Source organism: Psychroflexus aurantiacus (genome assembly GCF_010820555.1).
Lineage (GTDB): Bacteria > Bacteroidota > Bacteroidia > Flavobacteriales > Flavobacteriaceae > Psychroflexus > Psychroflexus aurantiacus.
The window spans coordinates 14,470-38,389 of record NZ_JAAIKD010000005.1 but is presented as its reverse complement, the minus strand read 5'-3'; the positions used below and the strand labels follow the sequence as shown (position 1 = coordinate 38,389).

At 39.9% G+C, this 23,920-nt stretch carries 23 protein-coding genes and 1 tRNA gene; 8 read left to right on the top strand and 16 right to left on the bottom strand.

Translation table 11 applies throughout. The features are described 5' to 3' along the window. Positions 1-23 precede the first annotated feature (23 nt). Genes G3567_RS09705 through G3567_RS09680 form a run of 6 tightly spaced genes read right to left on the bottom strand, consistent with a single transcriptional unit; the run spans position 24 to position 5,427 of the window. Entirely contained in the window at positions 24-1,313 is a 1,290-nt protein-coding gene (locus tag G3567_RS09705) for a hemolysin family protein (protein ID WP_164005142.1), read from the bottom strand. Next, entirely contained in the window at positions 1,310-1,504 is a 195-nt protein-coding gene (locus G3567_RS09700; RefSeq protein ID WP_164005141.1) for a hypothetical protein, read from the bottom strand. The genes G3567_RS09705 and G3567_RS09700 overlap by 4 nt, the downstream gene beginning before the upstream one ends. Then, positions 1,504-2,061 carry an LPS export ABC transporter periplasmic protein LptC gene (lptC, locus tag G3567_RS09695; protein WP_164005140.1) on the bottom strand — a complete coding sequence of 186 codons (558 nt, stop codon included), beginning with the start codon at positions 2,059-2,061 and terminating at the stop codon, positions 1,504-1,506. Before lptC ends, G3567_RS09700 begins: the two co-directional genes overlap by 1 nt. 1 nt (position 2,062) lies before the next feature. Next, complete coding sequence (locus G3567_RS09690) at positions 2,063-3,433, bottom strand: hypothetical protein (protein ID WP_164005139.1); 1,371 nt, start codon at positions 3,431-3,433, stop codon at positions 2,063-2,065. Between the two features lie 12 nt (positions 3,434-3,445). Continuing rightward, positions 3,446-4,696 (bottom strand): lipid outer membrane transport protein FadL-like protein, encoded by a 1,251-nt coding sequence (locus tag G3567_RS09685; RefSeq protein ID WP_164005138.1) that lies wholly within the window; start codon positions 4,694-4,696, stop codon positions 3,446-3,448. After that, on the bottom strand, positions 4,696-5,427 hold the full coding sequence (locus G3567_RS09680; protein ID WP_164005137.1) for a type III pantothenate kinase: 732 nt from the start codon (positions 5,425-5,427) through the stop codon (positions 4,696-4,698). Before G3567_RS09680 ends, G3567_RS09685 begins: the two co-directional genes overlap by 1 nt. A 95-nt stretch (positions 5,428-5,522) precedes the next feature. On the opposite strand from G3567_RS09680, the gene G3567_RS09675 reads away from it, so the two are divergent. Together G3567_RS09675 and G3567_RS09670 are read left to right on the top strand one after the other, a co-directional pair. Continuing rightward, positions 5,523-5,595: transfer RNA gene (locus tag G3567_RS09675), tRNA-Phe, on the top strand. A 128-nt stretch (positions 5,596-5,723) separates the two neighbouring features. Next, positions 5,724-6,005 (top strand): GIY-YIG nuclease family protein, encoded by a 282-nt coding sequence (locus G3567_RS09670; protein ID WP_164005136.1) that lies wholly within the window; start codon positions 5,724-5,726, stop codon positions 6,003-6,005. A gap of 135 nt (positions 6,006-6,140) precedes the next feature. Here G3567_RS09670 and G3567_RS09665 read toward each other — a convergent pair whose 3' ends face one another. The 3 genes from G3567_RS09665 to G3567_RS09655 all read right to left on the bottom strand — a co-directional run bounded on the left by G3567_RS09665 (position 6,141) and on the right by G3567_RS09655 (position 8,136). Then, the gene (locus G3567_RS09665; RefSeq protein ID WP_394351408.1) at positions 6,141-6,695 is read right to left on the bottom strand and encodes a DUF418 domain-containing protein; all 555 of its coding nucleotides are present in this window, start codon (positions 6,693-6,695) and stop codon (positions 6,141-6,143) included. A 301-nt stretch (positions 6,696-6,996) separates the two neighbouring features. Further along, on the bottom strand, positions 6,997-7,773 hold the full coding sequence (locus tag G3567_RS09660) for a hypothetical protein (RefSeq protein ID WP_164005135.1): 777 nt from the start codon (positions 7,771-7,773) through the stop codon (positions 6,997-6,999). Positions 7,774-7,944: 171 nt separating this feature from the next. Continuing rightward, positions 7,945-8,136, bottom strand: a complete 192-nt coding sequence (locus G3567_RS09655; protein ID WP_164005134.1) for a hypothetical protein — start codon at positions 8,134-8,136, stop codon at positions 7,945-7,947. Positions 8,137-8,520: 384 nt separating this feature from the next. Between G3567_RS09655 and G3567_RS09650 the strand changes: the two genes are divergently transcribed. Then, positions 8,521-9,060, top strand: a complete 540-nt coding sequence (locus G3567_RS09650) for an EF-hand domain-containing protein (RefSeq protein ID WP_164005133.1) — start codon at positions 8,521-8,523, stop codon at positions 9,058-9,060. A gap of 175 nt (positions 9,061-9,235) precedes the next feature. Here G3567_RS09650 and G3567_RS13585 read toward each other — a convergent pair whose 3' ends face one another. Then, complete coding sequence (locus G3567_RS13585; RefSeq protein ID WP_164005132.1) at positions 9,236-10,063, bottom strand: M23 family metallopeptidase; 828 nt, start codon at positions 10,061-10,063, stop codon at positions 9,236-9,238. Positions 10,064-10,208: 145 nt separating this feature from the next. After that, complete coding sequence (locus tag G3567_RS09640; protein ID WP_164005131.1) at positions 10,209-12,338, bottom strand: prolyl oligopeptidase family serine peptidase; 2,130 nt, start codon at positions 12,336-12,338, stop codon at positions 10,209-10,211. Between the two features lie 436 nt (positions 12,339-12,774). Here G3567_RS09640 and G3567_RS09635 point away from each other — a divergent pair, with 436 nt between their 5' ends. Then, the gene (locus G3567_RS09635; RefSeq protein WP_164005130.1) at positions 12,775-12,984 is read left to right on the top strand and encodes a hypothetical protein; all 210 of its coding nucleotides are present in this window, start codon (positions 12,775-12,777) and stop codon (positions 12,982-12,984) included. A gap of 459 nt (positions 12,985-13,443) precedes the next feature. Here the strand turns inward: G3567_RS09635 and G3567_RS09630 are convergent, their stop codons facing one another. Further along, on the bottom strand, positions 13,444-14,436 hold the full coding sequence (locus G3567_RS09630) for an aspartate-semialdehyde dehydrogenase (protein ID WP_164005129.1): 993 nt from the start codon (positions 14,434-14,436) through the stop codon (positions 13,444-13,446). Between the two features lie 161 nt (positions 14,437-14,597). On the opposite strand from G3567_RS09630, the gene G3567_RS09625 reads away from it, so the two are divergent. Next, positions 14,598-16,469: an ABC-F family ATP-binding cassette domain-containing protein gene (locus tag G3567_RS09625; RefSeq protein ID WP_164005128.1), complete on the top strand. Its 1,872-nt coding sequence runs from the start codon at positions 14,598-14,600 to the stop codon at positions 16,467-16,469. On the opposite strand, the gene G3567_RS13365 is transcribed toward G3567_RS09625, so the two are convergent. Further along, entirely contained in the window at positions 16,466-16,627 is a 162-nt protein-coding gene (locus G3567_RS13365; protein ID WP_176752716.1) for a FeoB-associated Cys-rich membrane protein, read from the bottom strand. The genes G3567_RS09625 and G3567_RS13365 overlap by 4 nt on opposite strands. Before the next feature lie 82 nt (positions 16,628-16,709). On the opposite strand from G3567_RS13365, the gene G3567_RS09620 reads away from it, so the two are divergent. From G3567_RS09620 to mfd, 3 genes are all read left to right on the top strand, one after another. Continuing rightward, complete coding sequence (locus tag G3567_RS09620; protein ID WP_164005127.1) at positions 16,710-17,483, top strand: O-methyltransferase; 774 nt, start codon at positions 16,710-16,712, stop codon at positions 17,481-17,483. A 281-nt stretch (positions 17,484-17,764) separates the two neighbouring features. After that, the gene (locus G3567_RS13360) at positions 17,765-17,941 is read left to right on the top strand and encodes a hypothetical protein (protein WP_205521213.1); all 177 of its coding nucleotides are present in this window, start codon (positions 17,765-17,767) and stop codon (positions 17,939-17,941) included. Positions 17,942-18,002: 61 nt separating this feature from the next. Then, entirely contained in the window at positions 18,003-21,368 is a 3,366-nt protein-coding gene (gene mfd, locus G3567_RS09615) for a transcription-repair coupling factor (protein ID WP_164005126.1), read from the top strand. A 278-nt stretch (positions 21,369-21,646) separates the two neighbouring features. On the opposite strand, the gene rfbD is transcribed toward mfd, so the two are convergent. The 3 genes from rfbD to rfbA are packed head-to-tail and all read right to left on the bottom strand — an operon-like array spanning position 21,647 to position 23,919. Beyond that, positions 21,647-22,519: a dTDP-4-dehydrorhamnose reductase gene (gene rfbD, locus G3567_RS09610; RefSeq protein ID WP_164005125.1), complete on the bottom strand. Its 873-nt coding sequence runs from the start codon at positions 22,517-22,519 to the stop codon at positions 21,647-21,649. Next, positions 22,516-23,064 carry a dTDP-4-dehydrorhamnose 3,5-epimerase gene (gene rfbC, locus G3567_RS09605; protein WP_164005124.1) on the bottom strand — a complete coding sequence of 183 codons (549 nt, stop codon included), beginning with the start codon at positions 23,062-23,064 and terminating at the stop codon, positions 22,516-22,518. The genes rfbD and rfbC overlap by 4 nt, the downstream gene beginning before the upstream one ends. Beyond that, a complete protein-coding gene (gene rfbA, locus G3567_RS09600; RefSeq protein WP_164005123.1) occupies positions 23,065-23,919 on the bottom strand; it encodes a glucose-1-phosphate thymidylyltransferase RfbA in 855 nt (284 codons plus the stop codon). Between the last annotated feature and the right edge of the window lies 1 nt (position 23,920).

Sequence of the window (23,920 nt, the reverse complement as noted above, 5' to 3'; positions counted from 1 at the left end):
CGCTTTTTTAAAACTCCAGATTTCTACTCCCCCGTTGTAACTTTAATGGACACCAGGTCTATTTTTTTATTGGAGGCCTCCAGGATTTCTATTTTGAATTGGTCGATAATGACTTCTTCACCAACGTCGGGAATTTCTTCGGTAGTATTGACGATCATCCCGCCCAGCGTTTCATAATTTTCGTTTTCCGGAAGGTTGATGTCATACTTTTCGTTGATGTAATCCACATCCAGCCTGGCAGAAAATTTATATACGTTTTCTCTGATGATCTCTTCTACCAAAATAACGGAATCATGCTCATCTTCAATTTCACCAAAAAGCTCCTCCACAATATCCTCAACGGTCATCATGCCGCTGGTTCCTCCGTATTCATCAACTACCACAGCGATACTCTTTCGTTTTTTAATGAGGACGTTAAGAATCTCTTTGACAAGCATGGTTTCGGGAACAAAAACAACAGGCATCAAGATGCTTTGAATGTCCTGGGGCTGACGAAACATTTCAAAAGAATGGATATAGCCCACAATATCATCGTTGCTTTCCTTATACACAAGAAGTTTGGAAAGGCCTGTTCTGGTGAAGATCTCGGTCAGGTTTTTGGTGTCTTCTGACAGGTCTACAGCCACAATTTCATTACGAGGTATCATGACCTCCCTGGCTTTTACTTCAGAAAACTGCAGAGCGTTTTGAAAGATTTGTATTTCAGAATCTATATCTTCCTTGGATTCCAGGGTCTCCATTTGTTCACTGATGTAGTCTCCCAGTTCTACCTTGCTGAAGTTCAGCTGAACTTTATCGCCTTCCATTTTAAACACTTTTTTCAAAATAAGGTCTGAGATCCAAATGATGAAGCTGGAAATAAAGCTAAACAGGTAATAGAATATAAAGGCGGGAACACTGAACACCTTCAGAAGCACATTGGAATAAATCTGAAAAAACACCTTGGGAAGAAATTCTGCTGTAAATAGAATAACCAGAGTAGATATTAAAGTCTGGGTGAACAAACTGGCTTCGGTGATAAAGTAAGAGAGAAATTCATTTTGAACAGGCTGCATGGCTTCAAACCAGTTCATGATTAAATCGCCCATAAAAAAGCCGTAAACCACCAGAGCAATGTTGTTCCCAACCAGCATGGTCGCGATAAACTTTGAAGGTTTCTTCGTCAGTGTCTTTAAAACACTGGCAATGATATCCGTTTGGTTTTTCTGAATCTCTATGTGAACCTTATTGGCGGACACAAAAGCGATTTCCATCCCTGAAAAGAAAGCGGAAAGCAATAGGCATAAAATAATAACGAGAACTTCTGTGCTCATTGCTTCTTGTTTTTATTTTCCATTTTTTTTCTGAAACGTCTTTTAAAGAAAAACATAAACATCGCCAGTACAGAAAAGAATAAGTAAAGATAAGCTCTGCTTTCACTTTCTGACCATATACGGATGGCCTCTATAATAAAGAAAATCGCGAAAGCGATATAAGCAAACTCAAAGTATTTAAAATATTTCATCACTCTTGTATGTATTGGATTCCTGTATTGGATCTTGAATTGAAAGTAGTAAATTTTTGGTCAGCATCAAAACCTTCGCCCTGGTTTCTTGCGCCGTTGGATAATTGCAAATTGTACGAATAGTCGGTAAACAACCATTCACGCTTTTGATCCCAGTATAACTGAGGACCTGTCAATATTGTACTGTCTGAGGTGACAATTTTCACATGATCCCTCAAATCTATCAGTCCTGTTTCCAGGTACTGGATCGCATAGTCTGAGCTAATGGTATTCTTGCTGGAATCCTGTTCAAAGAAATCCAGCTCTATACCTTGAGGGAATTCTCTAAACGGGAATTCTCTATTGGAATAGTCCAGCATCTCCGGACTTCTCAGGTTTGCTTTTACCGCTCCGCTATCGGTATAAAAAAGGTTGAGGTCGTAGACTTTGGATTGAGGTTCTAGGAAATCTTTTTCCATGGCCTTCACTTCCTTAAGGTTACCCTCACAAGAAAAAAGCATTGCTGGAAATAAACATACAGCAATGCCTTTGTATAAAAATGAATTTTGAATTGTCATTTTAGAGATTTGGGACCACGACGCTTTCTCCTATCCAACAATTGGAAAATGAGATTTTTTTGCCCTGAGCCTCTTCCTGGAAAATATCAGACTTTTGCGGAGCTCTGGCTTTATAGCTTTCTGCTGCCGCATTTGCATTGTCACTAATAGATGGATCTACACGTCCGGCTCTGCTTGCATAATCTGCAGCCAACCAGTAGACCGCTCTTTTTTCAAAAACCGTTTCACCACAATCGTTTGCACTCTTAGCATACATCTCGGCTATTTTCAAATAGGCTACACCCAAAGACGGCTTGCTTTGTAAAGCTTTCCTGTAGTAGTTTCTAGCCTGAGAATAACTGCCTCTATCCTTATAATTGTTGGCTATTCTATAGTATATTCTGGACTTTCTGGTTTCACTGGTTTCCAGTTCAGCAGCTTCGTTATAATACTCCAAAGCTTTGGCTCTGTCACCTTCAGCTTCTGCTAACTGTCCAAGCGAATAAGCTGATCTTGCAGAAGGCTCCTTCTGATGTAAAGCCTCAGAAACTTTAAAGAATAACGGGTCCTGTGTACAGTCCTTCGCAGATAATCTTTCATTGGCGTTTTTCAACCATTGTACATCATCCTTTTTCTCGTCAAAGTTCTTCTTGTATAGAGGAATCAAGTTATCACAGTCTGCTTTAGAACCTAATAGAGAATTTACACTTTCTTTAATTTTAGTATAATTTCTTAAGTAGATTTCAGAATTTTTAAGCACTCTAGACTCTCTGGAAGTCAATTCTTCCTGAGCTTCCTGCTTTTCAATTAAAGGCTTAGCTTCCAAAGCCTTGTCATTTTCCTGTGTTTCTATAAGCGCTATTACCTGATCATACTTGTCAAACAAAAACTGAATATCTCTTTCTCCGGCATCATTTAGATCATTTGCTATTCTAAAATAAGCGTATATAGCAACCGGTGAGGAAAAGTTTTCTTTATCGGCTTCTACAATTTCTTCAAAAGCCTCAAGTCTTTCTTCCAAAGTTCCCACTTCGTATTTGTATTTGATCATTGCAATATCAGCGAATATATCTCCAGCTTTCGTTTTGCTTGGAAACTTTTCTAAGCGCATAGTCTGGTTATCGATATATTCCTGTATCAATTCTTGTTTTCTTTCCTCAGTTTCGGCGACTTCGATCATTTCTTCGAGCATTTTTTCACCTCGCTGATAAATAAGAATGTTGTAATCTGAGCAATTTTCCAGCAATTCCTTATACTTAGGATAAGCATCGCTAAAGTTTTCTACTTTGGCACTTTCGTTAAATAAACTAAGTGTCACTCTACAGTCTTGAGCACTTGCTGCATTAAAAGCAAACACTAATCCTAAAAGTGTAAAAGCAATTTTGAACTTCATAGTTGTAAGTATTTAATTATATTTAGATTTAATGAACCATTTGTCATTGAAAGAAAAACTCAGAAACACGCTGATAAAATTTTCTTGTATCAAAGCATTTGAGATTGTTCCCCTTTCAAAATATTCAACTCCCAGGTTGGCATTGGTAAAAAGTCGACCTGCAGGTAAACCCATTCCAAAAGACATGCCAAACTCATTTATATCCTCTCCTTTATACTCCAAACCGGTCTCTTCATACCTTATTCCTGCCCTGAAAACGATTCTTTTGAAGTAGCTTACGGGATCGTTATACCTTGGAATATAAAACCCCCCCAGTCTAAGCGCACTGGCTTCTTTCTGAATAACCTCTGTTCCAAAATTAAAATTTAGAGATGAAAAATCTCCGGCGGTATAATTTTCATATTCCAGGCCTACAAACCATTTTCTATCCTGACCCAGACCCAGACCAAAGGCATACATTTCAGGTAAATCAATTTCAGTATCTGCCGGATTCTGTTCAATTTCATTGACAACAATCTCAGAATCATCTCGCCCTATTTGAATGGTTGCCAACTCCCGTCGGCGATTAACATTAAGTGAAGAACCCGTTTCATATCGTCCTGAGGCTTTTAAGGTCAGTGAATTGGAAAGCTTTACATCGTAAAGTCCGCCGGCTTCAAAAGAAAATCCATTGATGTAGGAAAAATTCAATTCTCTTGAAGGGTACTGAACTCGATCTCTGAAAATAACCGTTTTATTCTCAATATCACCAAAATGATAATTCGCTGTTGCACCAAGTCTTAGGTTTTTCAGAGGCTCAAAACCTGCTGAAAAATAAACCGTATTTAACCCCCCACGACCTTCAAACCTGGAAATCCGCTCGGGTGTAATTTCCTGCAATTCATACCCGACAGCACTTCTTGGTTTTAAACCAAATCCGACGCCCAGGTTATTGAAAGGCAGTCCGACGGCAAGGTAGTCGAACGTAAAGTAGTTGATATTGTCCGAATTGACAGTTGTTTTTAATTCTACAGAATTGGCCGTTGCACCTGCTGTAAAGGCGGTTAAACTCAAATCTGAATAAGCCGCTGGGTTTTTTAAATTTAGGTGAATACTATCTGAAAACATACCTAAACCTCCCATGGACCTATTTTCAACAGTACCTCTAAAGGCTTTGGTGCCTATTCCCAGGAAAGAATAAGGAGATGAAGAACCTTCCTGGGCTATACCAGAAGGGGCTGCAAAAAGTAACATCGAAAATAAAAGAATAAATCTTGTGAACATTAATTTGAGTTGAGTTGTAGAATTTTATTTAATCCTTTCCATAAGAAATTAGAAGTCGCAAATATGCTATTTTTTATAGATGCTGACAACAATTTATAATCTCCCCCTGTTAAAACAACTGTTAAATCTTCATAATCAGCTAGATAATCTTCGATATACCCGTCAATTTCATAACAAATTGACTTACAGACTCCCACTTGCATCGCTTCTGCAGTAGATTTACCAATATAAGCTGAGGGCGGTAAAGCTTCTTTCAGTAAGGGTAGTTTTTTTGTAAAGGCATGCATGGCTTTATACCTCATTTGTAATCCAGGAGAGATAGCGCCGCCGTGATACATTGAGTTTTCATCTATAAAATCATACGTAATGCAGGTTCCCGCATCTATGACCAGTACATTTTGTGAGGGAAACAGATAAGCTGCTGCAGCTACCAGTGCAATTCTGTCTAGTCCTAAAGTTTCCGGAGTCTTATACGCATTGATAAAATTGACCTTGCTTTGATGTGTAAACTCAATAAGCTCCAGGCTTGCAGATAAATTTTCACGCAATACCTCAGGTAATTCAGCTGTTGAAGATATAATGCCTTGGGTGAGTTTGGGATAGGATTCTAAAATCCTCTGTAAAGCGCTTGGAGCCTGAGCAGGACTTGACGTTATTTTTTCAACAAACTGATCTCCATCAAAAACAGCAAATTTGATTTGAGTATTTCCAATGTCTACAACTAAATTCATGTCCGATTTAAAATCCAAAGATAAGGATAAGAATATTTCATCTTTTCTTTTGTTTAATTAAATAATGGGTTTATATTTGCACCCGCAATAAAACTGGTGCCTTAGCTCAGTTGGTAGAGCAAAGGACTGAAAATCCTTGTGTCCCTGGTTCGATTCCTGGAGGCACCACCTTTTAAACCTCAACTTTCATTAGTTGGGGTTTTTTTATATGGAAAAATTTGTGATCCTGGTTCTCCCCAGAACCTTGGAAACAGGAAGCACCACGTTTTAAAAGTTAGTTTTTATTATTTTAGCATATGCATTTCCTGTATATCATATATAGTAAGAAAATTGATAAATACTATGTTGGAGAAACTAAAGATCTCCAAAATAGAATTGAACTTCACAATCAGCATAGGTTCAGAAAGGCTTTTACAAAAAGTGCTGAAGACTGGGAACTGGAACTTTCTTTTAAATGTCAATTAAGAGAGGAAGCCTTACACCTTGAAAAATTTGTCAAACGAATGAAAAGTAAAAAATTCATCATCAAACTAATTAAACAACCTGAGATTCTTTCAGATATTCTCAGCAGAAAATAGACCCTGGTTCTCCCGAAGCCTCGGGACTGGAGGCACCACCTTTTAAACCTCAACTTTCATTAGTTGGGGTTTTTTTATATGGAAAAATTTGTGATCCTGGTTCTCCCGAAGCCTCGGGACTGGAGACACCCCTTCTTATTCAGTTTTACTCAGGGCAACCTCTGAACATTCAACTTTCCGGACGGGTAATAGTTTTCGGTAAGTCAAACATCGCCAGACCCATTCCAGGGAACCATAAAGAAAATACCTTAGCCAGATCCAGTTGTAAATTATCTGAAATATGAACACAGCCAATGCCGTTACTATGGTTTGCAAAGGACTCAGGGTTTCATAAAGGCCAAACCCTAGAAAGGAAAAGAGTATGAGGCCAAATACACTGTGCATCACACAATTGGTCAGAGCCATTCTGCCAGTATATTTAAGCGGATTAAGCAGGTAATTAAATAAAGCTCCGAAAATCTGATCATAGTAGAGAAACAAGAGAAAGAAAACAGACAGAATGACAAGCATTCTGTTAGAGGCTCTAATCAGCAAGGTGACCAGCAGGCCCAATATGGCATACAAATGTAGTACGCCACCAGACCACAGTAAAATGATATGCAGTAGCCCGATCATAAACAAAATGAACATTCTTCTTAGGAAGAAGGAAAATGACAACTCATTCTTTTCATATAAGTAAAGGGCCTGCATAGAAATTCCCAGGCCGAAAAGAAGTTAGAATATGGAAAAAAACTTGCTGTAAAAAAATAACTGGAGGATCTTTAAGGCAAACTGGTCTATCGTTGAAGTCCATTGCTGACTAAACACCTCCTGGTTGACGAAGGTGCTGTTCATGATTTCAATGTTGACCACAAAAATTCCAAGAACTGCGAATCCCCTAATAACATCCAGTAGTTCGATTCTTTTTTTGATGCGTCGGAGAGACCTGAGTTGAATTGCTCATTAAATGATTGAAATAGAATAGTATTTACGAATGATTATTTTTCTATAATTACCCATGGCTTATGACAAAAGGCAGGTATTCTTTTTTCTTTTCATATTCTGACAAAAGGAGTTGTTTAAGCTTTGCATTATTCCTCATCAATGAAAACATGACTCCCTGGGCGCGTAAAAGCCGGTCTTCTTTTTCCACGCCAAGATCGAGTTTATAGAGTTCATAGATAGCGGCTATGAATTCGTCCTGCATGTTTTCATCCTGATGCTTTATGTTCTGGAGAATTGTAGAAAAGCTAAAGGCCTCCAAATGTGGTTTTCGTTTCGGCAAAGTTTCAACAATAGCATTGATTCCGGAACAAACCTTTCCCGCATAATGTCCTTCTTTTGTAATTCCTTTGATATTGAAAAATTTAACTGCTACATTCAAAAGCTCATCCATGGAAACCGTATCCTGAACAAAAGAAGGGTTCGACGCTTTTTCTGAGAGTTTGAACATTGCAGAATTAAACAAACTGTCTGCTTCCAGTGCGTTTATAAACTTCTCCTGAAGCGCTTTATTCTTTTTGAGTGCAAGTAACTCCTGGTAATTATCCCCGGTTGAAAAATTGGTGAGCAGGTAGTCCAGATATAGCTTATTGTTATTGACCAGGTCTTCAAATTCGTGATCCTCTTCAAGGGAATTCACCATCTTTCTCAGATATTCCCCTTGGGGGTATTTTTCCTTTTTGATGTGAAATATCTGATCATACTGAGACTGAAGCCTAGTCTTGCTTTGCCCAAAACAAGTAAAGCTCATAGTGAACAGGATCAAAAATAAAAAAGACGATTTCATGACTAAGTATTTTTCCAAATATAACTAAAAACATTATCTAAACTAAAATGTTAGTTATATTTTACGTGTCATCTTTCTGGTCAACCCAGAATACATACATGTGAGCTTATTTTTCGTGAAAATTGAATCAGCATGTATCTTATAAATAAAGCCTTTCTCAAGCGACCTTGCCTATTTACGCCTTAGCAAAAGGCCTACAACAAGTACAACGACACTTATGATTACCGGCGTCCAGTTGGCAGAACTTACAGCGACATCTAAGCCCAAAAGATTGAAGCTTTCAGAATCCTCTAAGGCGCGAATGCCAAAGACAATGGTTCCCAGTATTCCGGCTATCAATAAAATAGTTCCAAGTAATTTCATAGTTTCTACTATTTATGAAATGTTTAAGGTAGGCTTAATATAAAGAATTGTTGAACTTTTTAGAATAAAAAAACACTTATGATGTTCATTTTATAAATCTCCGATTCTAACCTGAATAGAAAAGCATTCCCTAAATTCCGTATAAGCCATTTCCTTTTTTGCCTCAATACCAGGTAAAATAAAAAGCACGTCCTCTACTTCCATTCTTTTTTTTCCTATGCCTAAATCAAAACATGAACTCCATAAATCTACCCAATTCAAACTATTCTCAGAATTATAAGTTCTTAACACCTAAGGTTAAGGTCAGGTTAAACGTCAAATACCGGGAAAGATATACCTTCTATTAAATTATATTTATGTATTGTTTAACCATATAAAACTCACATGATGAACACATTAAAAATAGCTTTAAGCGGTTTACTTATGTTAGGTACAACTGCAATAATTGCACAGGAAAGTTTCGATGAATGGGATAAAGACGGTGATTATCTTATTGAAAGAGAAGAATTCACAGATAAATTCACCGATGAATTTTATTCTGCCTGGTCTGATGATGCCGATCCGCGAGGAATAGTTGAAGAGGGATTTTTTAGAGAATCCTTTGCCGGCTTAGATACCGACGGAGATGGTTTCCTGTCTGACGAAGAATGGCTAGTAGGTTACAACTACTTTTATGAAGACTATTTAGTACATGAAGAAGTAGGCTATATCGATATGGATGGTGACGGCATGATAGATTATGACGAATATTATGATGTCACTTATGACACCGAATATTTTACAGATATAGATTTAGACGCTGACAATTATATCAGCGAATACGAACTTGCAAACTACGTCTTCAATAACTGGGATTTCGATGATAACGGCGTCTTAAGCAGGTACGAATGGAATAGTTTTGAGAATTATTACTACGATATATAAGAATTAGAACACATTCAATTCAGAAGGATAACTACTAAGCTGGTTATCCTTTTTTATTACACTTTATGTTTTGTGCGAATCTAGTAACAAGAATAGGCTGGGTATACATCAGGAAATGAAAAAAACCACTCGTCTCCACGGGAGAGTCCAGCTTATAGCGCACTAAAATCTATTTTCACCTCTTCCTTCTATAAAGTTTTCCCTGTTTTAGTTTTTTTCTCCAAACCCCCTTAAATCGTATGGGTACAGAGACACTTCTTGCTTTATGGACGACAAAATGTAAATGCGGTTTTGTAGTAAACCCTGTCATCCCGGATATTCCAATCATATCGCCAGCCTTTATAGTATCCCCGACATTAACAAGTGCGCCTTCATAATCAAGGTGAACGTAATTGGCATAGGTGCCATCTTTATGCGAAATCAGAATTTTATTGGCTTTGTCAATGCACTTTGGTGTAGGGCAATGTTCCTTTGAATCTTCTTTTACAAAAAAAACAACTCCATCTCTGGCTGCTGTTACTGTATCTCCAACTTGTAAACTGAAATCTATAGCATAATAAGAAGAAGTGGATTTATGAGAAAAAGCTCCTCCATAAGACTGCATGATTTCATATTGCATTCCTTTCAAATAAGGTAAAATATACCTTGTCCCGTCTTCTTTAGAAAATGGACTGCCGAAGGTCGCTTTAAAATTTATATAGTCTTCAATCTGGATTTGAGCAGTATCTTTTACTGATTTTAAAGGTATAACTAGAGCCTCTTTTAAAGTTTCATTAGCATGCAAAAGAGTATAGGGTTTGAATCTAACTTCACTTCCTAAGGAGTCTTTACCACTCAGATTCACCTCTACTGGAATACTAAATAAATTGATGAAATCCAGATATACCGAATCCTGCTTTATGGTTTTAGAAGCCTTTAAGCTTTGAGCAAATGAGGCTTGAAGCATACCTGCAACACATAATGCAATTAAGCAAATTTTCACTTTAGCACCCTGTAATTTCACCTGTGAAAAATTTTATAATCCTTTTTCTATGATTAAATGAGAAATCTTTGCTTTATAAATAAAAAGCTTCACCTAAAACCTAAATAAATAAAATTTGGTTTTTTAAGTGAAGCTTTTTCTTATCATTTAACTCTATATAATATTACTATAATTCCTCGTAGCCCATATTGTAAAACGTAAAGGCGAATATATCCGCATATTCCTGGATGATTTTAGACGTTGGCTTTCCAGCCCCATGTCCTGCATCGGTTTCGATACGTATTAAGGTTGGATTATTTCCAGACTGCTTGCTTTGTAATTCAGCCGCAAATTTGAAGCTATGCGCAGGAACAACCCTGTCGTCATGGTCTCCGGTAGTAACTAATGTCGCTGGATATTCTGTTCCTTCGGTGATATTATGTAAAGGGGAGTACCCTCTTAGGTATTCAAACATTTCAGGACTATCTTCAGACGTTCCATAATCGTATGCCCAGCCTGCACCCGAGGTGAAGGTATGGTAACGCAGCATGTCCAAAACACCTACAGCTGGTAAAGCCACCTGCATTAAATCTGGCCGCTGGGTCATCGTTGCGCCTACCAAAAGGCCGCCGTTGGATCCGCCTCGGATGGCTAACTTGTCTGATGAGGTGTACTTTTCAGCAATAAGGTATTCTGCCGCTGCAATAAAGTCATCAAACACATTTTGCTTTTTCATTTTGATTCCTGCATCATGCCATTCTTTTCCATATTCACCACCGCCTCGCAAGTTGGCTACAGCATAAATTCCGCCATTTTCCAGCCAGACTGTATTCGCCGTGCTAAAAGAGGGGGTTAAGGAAATATTGAAGCCTCCGTAACCGTAAAGCATGGTCGGATGTGTGCCGTCCAGTTCAATTCCTTTTTTGTGTGTAATGATCATTGGTATTTGCGTCCCGTCTTTGGAGGTGTAGAATACCTGATTGCTCACGTAAGCTTCGGTATCAAAATCGATATCAGGCTTTTGATAGACTTCAGAAATGCCCTTATTAGGCTCAAATTTATAAATGGTGCCAGGAGTTGTATAATTGGTAAACGAGTAATACAGTACATCTGCATCTTCCTTGCCTCCAAAACCTCCAACAGAACCTACTCCCGGAAGGTCGATATCCCTTACAAGTTCACCGGTGTAATCAAATTGCTTTACCTGTGAAACGGCATCTACCATGTATTCAGCAAAGAAGTAACCCGCTCCTGTAGATGGAGATAAAACATGCTCGGTCTCCGGTATAAAGTCTACCCAGTTTTCTGCCTGCGGTGCAGCAGCATCCACCGTTACAATTTTCTTATTTGGTGCATCTTTATCGGTGACGATAAAAAGTTTGCTGCCCTCATTTTCTATAACATAGACGTCGCTGTCATACGTATCTATGATGTCGACAAACTCAGAATTTGATTTTGTCAGATCCTTAATCATCAATCGATTTCCGGAGGTAGATTTTGAGGCAGAGACTATCAAATATCTATTGTCCTCAGTAACGCTACCGGATACATACCTGTGCTTTTCTTCCTCAGTTCCTCCATAGATCAATTGATCTTCACTTTGGGGGGTACCTAATTGATGATAGTAAAGTTTATGCTGATCTGTTTTTGCAGACAACTCGCTTCCTTCCGGCTTGTCGTAACTCGAGTAATAAAAGCCCTCTTTATCCTTCCAGGAAGTTCCGCTGAATTTTACATCCACAATCGTATCCCCTAGTTGTTCTTTGGTTTCTGCATCCAGAATTATAATCTTTCTCCAGTCACTTCCGCCTTCAGAGATGGAATAGGCCAGCAGTTCGCCATCTTCCGTAAAACTCATGCCTGCCATAGACGTGGTCCCATCCTCACTAAACGTGTTTGGGTTCAAAAACACCTGCGCCTCATCAGGACTTTCATCATTCTTATAACGGTAGTAAACCGACTGGTTTTGTAATCCGTCGTTTTTGGAAAAATAGGTGTAATCTCCTCTTTTGAAGGGGGCTCCAATTTTTTCATAATTCCAAACCTCCGTCAACCTCTGTTTTAAGGAATCGCGGTAAGGAATGTCTTCCAGATAACTAAAGGTCAGGGCATTTTGTGCTTTTACCCATTCTTCCGTTTCATCACTGCGGTCATCTTCCAGCCAGCGGTAAGGGTCTTTCACTTCGGTGTCGAAATAGGCATCCACACTATCAACTTGTTTTGATTCCGGATATGTCAATGTGTTTTGGTTTTTTTCGCCTTGGTTGCAGGAGGCCAGCAGGCAAACGGCAGCAATGGGCATGAGTATCTGTTTCATTGGTTTAAATTTTAAACGTAAATATAACGAATCATAGCTATATGACATAAGGCTATGAATTATTCTAGATGGTCAACTGGTCAACATTTAAAATAACAGATGTGAAATAACAAGTTTGAATTGACAACCATCTCTTTCGGACACAGAAATTTTTGGTAAGACGGAATCTTATTGTTTTCCAGTGGGAAATGGATTCATCTAGACGCCAAAAAGCTTTTCCCTGCCTTAAGGCGGAAGAACCAGCCAGGGTGACAATGACTCGCACACCATCGGTAAGCCTGTATGCCGATAAAAGCAGGCTCTGATAGATTCCCTAAGAGGGCTTAAATTTGAAAACTTATTAGTTATTAATAGTTGCTCTTAAAGTGATTAGTAAATTTTATATTCTTTTTTTAGTATAAAATTATATTGATGGAAGCTTCTGAAGTAAAAAAAATTGATCGAGGAAATCAATATTTCCACAAACAAGGACTTATTGAACGAATTTTATAACTACTTACATCAAGAGAATAAAATTCAGGAGCCTTATCAATTATCAGATGAACAAAATCTAGAAATCAGAGAAGTTAGAGAGCAAATTAAAAAGGGTGATTTGCTGAGCAATACTGAAGCCAACTATGAAATAGATCAATGGCTAGGCGAGTAGTTTGGTCGATTAAAGCTCAAGAGGATAGAAAAGAAATTCTTAGGTATTGGAATCAAAGGAACAAACCTCTGGAATACAGCAAAAAATTAAATCACTTATTTAAAAAGGCTGTGCATTTTATTTCTGAATATCCTGAAATTGGTAAACTAACAAATGATAAAATGCTCGCATCAAAATTGTTGGTGATTATTTGATGATATGAGATTTCAATGAAAATCAAATCATGATTTTAAACATTTGGGACAGTAGACAAACCCCTAAAAAACTAAAAATAGATCAATAGGTTTAAAAACAGCAAACGTATTTAAGGATGACTTGAGCCTGTTTGCTTTACAAGAAACGGTATGCGTCTTGCTTCATGTATTTCGTATCGTTATCAGATTCCACGTCAGGCAAGGAATTAAAAGCCGCCTTTCAGAAGTTCTGAAAAGGCAGTTTATCTCTAATCATCTTAAGGTTTTATGCCTTGAAACGAGTCTTTAAAAGAAATTCAGCGATTTGAACAGCGTTGGTCGCAGCACCTTTTCTTAAATTATCTGAAACAATCCACATATTCAGCGCATTGTCTCTGGTGAAATCTCTTCGGATTCTGCCTATAAAGACATCGTTTTTGCCCTGAGCGTAAATGGGCATCGGGTACGTATTGACTCCAGGGTTATCCTGAAGCGTAATGCCCTCGGTTTCACTTAGGATTTTTTTCACGTCAGATACCTCAAACGCCTGTTTGAATTCGATATTGACCGATTCAGAATGCCCCCCAACCACAGGTATTCTCACCGCTGTAGCGGCCACTTTTACGCTATCATCCGATAAAATCTTTTTGGTTTCATTGGTCAGTTTCATCTCTTCCTTGGTGTAATCGTTTTCCAGGAACACATCGCAGTGCGGAATTGCATTTTTATGAATCGGATACGGATAAGCCATTTCACCAGTTTTTCCGGCGTATTCATTTTCCAGTTGCTGAACGGCTTTTACCCCGGTTCCTGTAATCGACTGGTAAGTCGAAATAACTACCCGGTCTATCTGGTAAGCTTTGTGCAGAGGCTGCAAAGCCATCACCAGTTGGATGGTGGAACAGTTGGGGTTGGCAATGATCATATCGTCCGCGGTAATTTCAGAAGCATTGATTTCCGGAACTACCAATTTCTTCTTGGGATCCATTCGCCACGCCGATGAATTGTCGATGACGGTGGTACCTGCTTCGGCAAATTTTGGTGCCCATTCCAACGAGGTATCCCCCCCGGCAGAAAACAAAGCGATTTCTGGTTTTCGTTTCACTGCGTCTGCTAAGCTTACCACCTTATATGACTTATCCTTATAGACGATTGATTTCCCTATCGACTTCTCCGAAGCCACAGGAATTAAGTCGGTTAAAGGAAAATTACGCTCCTCAAGAATCTGGAGCATCACTTGGCCTACCATACCGGTAGCGCCGACAACAGCTACTTTCATTTGAATTTGCTTTTAGTACGTTTTACAAGGCGGCAAAAATATGTCTTTTGACCGAAGTGCTTGTCTCATTTTGAAATATTTATGGCAAATTGACACTCCATTATGCTAAATTGAATTAGCTAGTTCAAGCGGACTTGAGTACTTTTGCAAAAAATATAACATTGAATTATCTATCAGTTGAAGAAGTCTCTAAATCATTTGGGACACTCGAACTCTTCGAAAACTTATCATTTGGCATTAGCCAGGGTCAAAAAATAGCGCTCATTGCCAAAAACGGGACTGGAAAAACCACCCTGCTCGACATTATAGCCGGAAAAGAAGCTCCAGACAGCGGACAGGTGGTGTACAGAAAGGGCGTGAAGGTTGGATTTTTACCCCAGGAACCCGACCTGGAACCTACCCTAAGTATTGAGGAAACGATTCTTTCTTCTGATAATGAAATTCTAGGTATCATCAATGCTTATGAAAAAGCACTGCAAAATCCAGATGACGCTGAAGCTTACCAAAAGGCTTTTGACCAGATGGAAGCGAAACAGGCCTGGGATTTTGAAACCACCTACCGTCAGATTCTTTCCAAACTCAAGCTGGACGACTTATCCAAGAAAGTACGTGACTTGTCTGGCGGACAGAAGAAACGTCTGGCACTCGCCAACCTTTTGCTGGGAAAACCAGATTTATTGATTCTCGATGAGCCTACCAACCACCTGGATCTTGAAATGATTGAATGGCTGGAAGAATTCTTAAAAAGTGAAAACCTGACCTTGTTTATGGTCACCCACGACCGGTATTTCCTGGACAGGGTATGTAACCATATCATAGAACTTGAAGACAAAACCTTGTATAATTACAAAGGAAACTACAGCTACTATGTTGAAAAGCGAGCTGAACGCATTGAGGTAGAACAAACCACAACGGCTAAAGCAAAACAGCTCTACAAGAAAGAACTGGACTGGATGCGACGTCAGCCGAAGGCGAGAACGACCAAGTCCAAATCCAGAATTGAAAGCTTTGGTGACATCAAAGACAGAGCAAGCAAACGAAGAAATGATCACCAGGTGGAACTGGAAATCAATATGGAGCGTTTGGGCTCCAAGGTTTTGGAAATGCACCACGTTTCCAAAGGTTTTGAGGACAATTACCTCTTTCAAAATTTCGATTACATCTTTAAGAAAAACGAACGCATCGGCATCATCGGGAAAAACGGAACCGGAAAATCTACCTTCCTGAATGTGCTGACCGGCGGTTTGGTCCCCGACCAGGGGAAAGTAGTTCATGGTGAAACATTGAAAATCGGTTATTACACCCAGGGGGGTATACAAGCCAAAGAAGGCCAGAAAGTCATCGAAGTGATTCGGGATTATGGAGACTACATTCCGTTAACCAAGGGACGGCAAATTTCAGCCTCTCAGTTGCTGGAGAAGTTTTTATTCGATCGCAAAAAGCAGTATGATTTTGTAGAAAAGTTAAGTGGTGGTGAGAAAAAGCGCCTGTATTTATGTACGGTATTGATTCAAAACCCTAACTTTTTAATTCTCGATGAGCCTACAAACGATCTCGATATCGTGACCCTGAATGTGCTTGAAAATTTCCTTTTAGACTTCCCCGGTTGTCTTATTGTGGTGAGTCACGACCGATATTTTATGGATAAAATCGTGGACCACCTGTTTGTATTTGGTGAAGGCAAGATCACAGATTTTCCCGGAAACTATTCAGATTACAGAGATATAAAAGCCTTGGAGCTGGAAGCTAAATACGAAGAAAGCAGCCAAACCTCTTCTGAAACCTCGACCAAATCCAAACCAACTACAGAACCCAAAAACAAACTCAGCTTCAACGAGCAAAAGACCTATAAAAAACTGGAAAAGGAAATCAGTACCCTGGAAAAGGAAAAGGAAAAACTCGAAGCCGAATTCCTTAAAGACCTGAGTCCTGAAGAAATCAAGGAAAAGACCATGGCGCTTCAAAACATCCAGTCCGAACTGGAAGATAAAACAGAGCAATGGTTTGAGTTGTCTATGAAGCTGGAGGCTTAAGCCTCCTCGTTTTCTTCTCTTTGCTTGCGTTCTTTCTTACTGGCTTTTGAGATATAGTAAATCACAAATCCCACCAGGCTTACAATGACGAGTCCAAAAATAGCGGTCATGATGAAAGCCCCGTTTGACCAATTGACGAAAAGTGTTTGTAGAAACATATCCAGATATTTTATGCAATTTTAGCGCTTGAATACCTCTTAAAGTATGATTTTTGTCAGTTAAACTGAAGTCTCTCTATTCATGTGGTTTAAAGCAAAAGCATATCTGAACTTTCTATGGCATTCCAAAAATCAGCATGGAATCCACTCGCCGTTTGTGTATAACCTGATCACCAAATGCTTTTACAGTAATGAGCCTTTTGAAGCTTATGAGCTTTGGGATAAAGCTCAGAAATCAGTATTAAAATCTAAGGAAGTCTTGAAAGTCGAAGATTTTGGAGCCGGGTCTAAAATCTTCAAAGGGAATTTAAGGCCAGTTTCTAAAATCGCTCAACACGTCTCCATTTCTCGAAAACGCGCCAGACTAATGAGTCGGCTTGTGGATTATCTGTCTGTAAAAAACGCACTCGAACTTGGAACTTCCATAGGTTTGGGAAGCATCAGTATAGCGGGTTCCGGTCGGGCTCGCTTAACAACTATTGAAGCTTGTCCGGCCACTTCAGCCTATGCACAAAGCCTGTTTGAAAAGTTGAAACTTACTAAAATCACTGGCATGAATTCATCCTTTGCTGAAGGTCTTACAGAGTTAAACCCTCAGGAAACATTCGATCTTATTTTTATCGACGGGCATCATGATGGGGGGTCTACGCTCACCTACTTTGAAAATCTGCTCAAGCATAAACACAACGATACCCTCTTTATTTTTGATGATATCCACTGGTCGCCTGCTATGGAAATGGCCTGGGAAAAGATAAAAATTCACGAAGAGGTCCAGGTGACGATTGACACCTTTCAGTGGGGACTGGTGTTTTTCAGAAAAGAACAGGTCAAACAGGACTTTGTGATTAGGGTTTGAGTAGAGCATGCTATAATTTACAGTAGTTGGAAACTATATTTTGTACCTGACGGCTTAAAAGAGTTTGCTAGGTTTTATGTTACCTACATGAAGTCCCAAAGAGGACAACAAACCCGTAGGTCTATAGCAGGTAACACCCATGTTTTGGCTGGCTTGACAATAAACTATACAATTTATAGATTAAAACTATAAAATTGATCTGATTCTTTGCGAACTTTGCGCCTTTGCGGTGAATAGAAACCGATGAGTCAATCGCTTAACTTTTAAAAACTACTAAAATCATGCTCGAGCAATTTTCACCAGACACTCAATTTATCATCGTCATAGCCATTATCGCCGTGCTTTTTCTCCTGGTGTTTTTTAATAATAAACGCAATAAGCAAAAGCAATACGGCCGAAAAAACAGAGATTTCAGACGAAATTTTTACGAGAAAAAACAAAACAAAAAGGAAGATTAAAGTTTCTTACTTCCCGGAGTCCGGCTTACGCATTTGAGTTTTTCTAGTATCTTTGCGCGCGATGACAAAAGCAGATATTACAGAGAAAATCTCGAAAAACCCAGCCCTCGAAGAGCTTAAGCAAGCCCTGGCTTCATCAGACAATCCCTCCCTGTTTTTAAAAGGTCTTGTAGGCTCTGCAGTGTCTTTCGTCCAGGCAGAAGCCTTCCTTTCTTCTGAAAGGCCTTTTCTCTTGATTTTCAACGACAAGGAAGAAGCCGCCTACCATCTCAATGATTTGGAACAACTGGTAGATGAAAAAAATGTGCTGTTCTATCCGGGGAGCTACAGAAGACCCTACCAGATTGAAGAAACCGACAATGCCAATGTCCTGTTGAGATCTGAAGTGCTTAACCGCATCAATTCCAGGAAAAAACCTTCCATCATCGTTACCTATCCAGAGGCGCTTTTTGAAAAAGTAGTGACCAAAAAGGAGCTGGACCGGACGATTTTAAAAATAAAAGTAAACGACCAACTCTCTCTCGATTTTGTCAACGAAGTGCTTTTTGAATATCGATTTAAGCGCGTGGATTTTGTGACCGAACCCGGAGAATTTTCCGTAAGAGGCGGAATCATAGACGTGTTTTCCTTCAGTAATGACGAGCCTTACCGTATAGAATTTTTTGGGGATGATGTGGACAGTATTCGGGCATTTGATGTCGAAACCCAATTATCGACCAGGCAGAAAAAGCGAATCGATATCATGCCCAATGTTGAAAAAAAGCAGCTGGATGAGGTCAGAGAAACTTTTTTGGACTATATCAGCAACTCCACTACCGTATTTGTCAAAAATATGGATGTGCTTTGTCAGACTATGGATGATCTTTTTGGTAAAGCTGAAAAAGCCTTTTCTGAACTGTCTGCCGAGATCAAACACAGCAAGCCCAACGAGCTTTTCTGTGAAGGTTCACTTTTGAAAAAACAACTCTTGAACTTCAGCCTTGTTGAATTTGGAACTCAGGCTTTTTTGAAGCCCGATCAGACCATTAGCTATCCAACGAGTCCACAGCCTTCTTTCAATAAGAAATTCGATTTGCTGATGGAAGACCTGAATGCTAAGCACGAAAAAGGCTACGAAAATTGCATCCTTTGCACAAGCGATCAGCAGGCGAAACGCTTTAAAGATATTTTTGAAGATCAGGACCAGGAAGTGCATTACAAAACGCTAGTCCTTTCCATGCATGAAGGCTTTATCGACGAAGTCAATAAGCTGGTTTGCTATACCGATCATCAAATTTTTGACCGCTATCACAAGTTCCATTTGAAAAATGGCTACGCCAAAAAACAAGCCATCACGCTTAAGGAATTAACCAGTCTGGAAATCGGGGATTATGTCACTCACATCGACCACGGTATTGGAAAATTTGGTGGACTCCAAAAAATTGATGTGGAAGGCAAAATGCAGGAAGCTGTAAAACTGATTTATGGCGACAGGGATATTCTTTACCTCAGCATTCATTCCTTACATAAGATTTCAAAATTTAACGGTAAAGATGGCAAACCACCTCAGGTCTATAAACTGGGAAGTAAAGCCTGGAAAAGCCTTAAGACAAAAACCAAGGCCAGGGTTAAGAAAGTCGCCTTCGACCTGATAAAACTCTACGCCAAGCGAAAGTTAGAAAAAGGATTTCAATACGGCCCCGATTCCTATCTGCAACACGAGCTGGAGGCTTCCTTTATTTATGAAGACACCCCGGACCAGAGCACAGCCACGCAGGATGTGAAAAGCGACATGGAAAAAGAGCAGCCCATGGATCGTCTGGTATGTGGAGATGTTGGGTTCGGAAAAACGGAAGTGGCCATCCGGGCGGCTTTTAAGGCGGTAGACAACGGAAAACAGGTTGCTGTTTTGGTGCCAACCACCATCCTCGCCTTTCAGCATCACAAAACCTTCTCTGAGCGTTTAGAGGAATTTCCTGTGACTGTGGATTACCTCAACAGATTTCGAACGGCCAAAGAACGCCGCACGGTTTTGGAAGGCCTGGAAAACGGAAGTGTGGATATCGTGATTGGCACGCATCAACTGGTCAATAAAGCGGTAAAATTTAAAGACCTCGGGCTCTTGATTATCGATGAGGAGCAAAAATTTGGGGTAGCGGTCAAAGATAAATTGAAAACCATCAAAGCCAATGTGGATACACTTACACTCACGGCTACACCCATCCCCAGAACGCTTCAGTTTAGCCTGATGGCTGCTAGAGATTTGTCGACCATCAAAACTCCACCGCCCAACCGCTATCCCATAGAAACCCATGTGATTCGCTTTTCTGAAGATCAGATCAGGGATGCCGTGTCTTACGAAATCCAAAGAGGGGGGCAGGTGTTCTTTATCAACAACAGAATCGAAAACATTCAGGAAGTGGCAGGCTTGATTCAGCGCCTGGTTCCCGATGCCAAAATAGGCATTGGCCACGGCCAGATGGAAGGGAAAAAACTGGAGCAGTTAATGCTCAAATTCATGAACAATGAGTTTGACGTTCTGGTGTCCACCACCATCATAGAAAGCGGCCTTGATGTCACCAATGCCAATACGATTTTGATCAACGATGCCAACAATTTCGGTATGTCCGATCTTCATCAGATGCGTGGACGCGTAGGACGAAGCAATAAGAAAGCCTTTTGTTATTTGATTACTCCTCCCCTCACGATGATGACCGATGATGCCAGAAAACGCCTGACTGCTCTGGAACAGTTTTCCGATTTAGGAAGCGGCATCAACATCGCTATGAAAGATCTTGAAATTCGTGGCGCCGGGGATTTACTGGGTGGAGAACAAAGCGGGTTCATCAGTGATATCGGATTTGACACCTATCAAAAAATTCTGAACGAAGCCATTCAGGAATTGAAAGAAAACGAGTTCAAATCGGTATACCAGGAGGAAGAAAGCGAGGAGGATAAAATCTTTGTCAAGGACGCTCAGATCGATACGGATTTTGAAATTCTATTCCCCGATGATTATATCAATAGCATCAAAGAACGCCTGAGTTTATATACAAAACTGAACACCATTAACGACGAAGCGGGTCTTCAAAACTTTGAAAAAGAATTGAAAGACAGGTTTGGCGACCTGCCCAAAGAAGCTCAGGATCTGATTAACAGCGTCCGCTTAAAATGGATTGCAGCGAGTGTCGGACTGGAAAAATTAGTCCTGAAAAAAGATAAAATGATTGGCTATTTTCTTTCCAACCAACAGTCTGGGTTTTACAATTCAGGCCGATTTAGAGAGGTTCTACAATACGTTCAATCCCATCCCAGAAAGTGCCAGATGAAGGAGAAACAAACCAGAAATGGATTGCGTTTGCTCTTGACGTTCGACAACGTAAAAACTGTGGACAAGGCTTTGGAACTACTGCAACCGCTGGAACATAAGGAAATAAAAACCTCCTAACGAATTTTGAATTTATCACCCCTACAGCCTAAGTTCTCCCCTCTAATACCTACCGCCTAGTTTATTTGCGAACTCTGCATCCCCGCGGTTAATAGAAGTAATGAATGTTGAATTTCAAATGTATTTGACTCCTGACTACTTTTTACCCAATACTTAACACTAGATAGTTTAATTCTCCCCCCTAAAACCTCAATAACTCACCTACTCACAAACTACTTCACTTCCTTCAGTTCCTTTTTATTCAATACATTTTACTTAATACTGAACGTTCCTACAACCTATTCCCTATGCCCTAAATCCTGATTCACTTCCTTCAACAACCCCACAAGACTTTCTCTCCAGTGCGGAATTTGAGTCTGGAATATAGCTTCAGCTTTCGATTTGTCCATCACACTGAATTTTGGACGCCTGGCTTTGGTGGGATACGAAAATGTGGCTTTTAAACTAACTTCCTTCTCAAGCTGTTTCTCTTCCAAAATCAATCTGGCGAAATCATACCAGGTGGCTTCCCCGGTGTTGCTGTAATGGTAAAGTCCGAAAGCATCAGAATCTGCAGCGATCAAATTCAGAATAAATTTTGCCAGGTCATTGGCATTGGTGGGCGTCCCGATTTGTTCGGTGGTGATGTTGAGTTCTGCGCGTTCCTCCCCTTTTTTTAAGATGGTATTGAAAAAATTATGACCGAATTCAGAATATAGCCAGCTTGTTCTTAAGATAAAATAGGAATGCATATGTTCCAAAACCATGGTTTCGCCCTGGAGCTTGGACGCCCCGTAAATATTGATGGGTCTTACTGAATCTGTTTCTACATATGGGCTGAGTTTCAAGCCGTCGAATACGTAATCTGTAGAAACATGAACAAGTTTGGTTTGGTGAATCTTACAAAGTCTGGCCAGTGATTTTACCGCTTCCGAATTCACCTGAAATGCCCGGGTTTTATCATCTTCGGCAGCTTCTACATTGGTATACGCCGCACAATTGATGCAAAAATCAGGCTGATGTTCCTGGAAGTAAGGCTTTAAAGCCTCTTCAGAAGTGATATCCAACGTCTGGGAGGTTTCAAACAGGAATTCGATTCCAGAAGTTGTTTTGGACTGCTTCTGAAGGCATTTCCCCAATTGTCCGCTGGCACCTGTGACTAAAACTTTCATGAGTTCAAATAGGTTTCGAGGGTAGGTAAATTTTGGTCTTTTTCTGAAACAATCTGTTCCTGCTTCGGAATTTGCCAGTCGATATTTAAGGTGTTGTCATTATAAAGAATACCGCTTTCGGAAGCTTTGTGGTAGTAATTATCGCATTTGTAAACGAAAATAACATCCTCTGAAAGACAGGCAAAGCCATGTGCAAAACCTCTGGGCACAAAGAGCTGATGATTGTTTTCACCCGTAAGCACATAGCTGAATTGTTTTAAATAGGTTTCAGAATCCGGTCTCATATCCACCACCACATCGAGCACTTTTCCCTTCGCAACGCGTATCAATTTGGCCTGAGCAAAGTCTCCGGTTTGAAAATGAAGTCCGCGTATGGTTCCATACTGTGAAACAGACTGGTTGTCCTGGACAAATTCAATGTCTATACCTGTGTTTTCTTCAAAGCTTTTTTGATTGAAACTTTCAAAGAAACTTCCTCTCTCATCTTCGAAAACTTGAGGTTCAATAACAAAACAGCCTTTAAGTGGTGATTGTTTAACGGTCATTTATTTTGGATTTATATTTTTAGCATAGCCGCTTTTCAAAAAGGGCGCTGTGATTTTTTGGAGTTGTTCTTTCGAAATAAAGCCCATTTTATAGGCGGTTTCTTCTATGGAACCAATCTTAAGCCCCTGGCGTTCCTCTATAACCTCAACAAACTGAGACGCCTGCATCAGTGAATTGAAGGTGCCTGTATCCAGCCAGGCTGTGCCTTTGTCTAAGATACTGACACTCAGTTTTCCTTTTTGGAGATAGGCATTGTTGACATCTGTAATTTCAAGTTCTCCGCGTTCACTTGGCCTGATAGACCTGGCGATACGGACGACATCATTATCGTAGAAATAAATGCCGGGCACGGCATAATTCGACTTGGGTTGTTTCGGTTTTTCTTCAATAGACATCACCTGTCCGTTTTTGTCAAAATCTACCACCCCGTAGCGTTCCGGATCGTGAACATGATAGGCGTAAATGATGCCTCCGTCTGGATTTGTATTGGCTTGCAGGAGCTGGTCTAAACCTGTTCCGTAGAAAATATTATCTCCCAGAATCAGAGCGACTTTATCGCTACCTATAAAATCTTCGGCGATGATAAAAGCCTCGGCAAGTCCGTTGGGTTCTGCCTGTACCGCATATTCAAATGTGCAGCCTAAAGCTGAACCGTCCCCCAGAAGCTTTTCAAAAAGCGGTAAATCATTAGGCGTCGAAATGATCAGGATTTCGTGGATTCCTGCTGACATTAAGGTTGACAGGGGATAATAAATCATCGGCTTATCGTAGACAGGCATCAACTGCTTGCTGACGGCAAGGGTTAAGGGATGAAGTCGAGTGCCGGATCCTCCTGCTAAAACAATTCCTTTCATA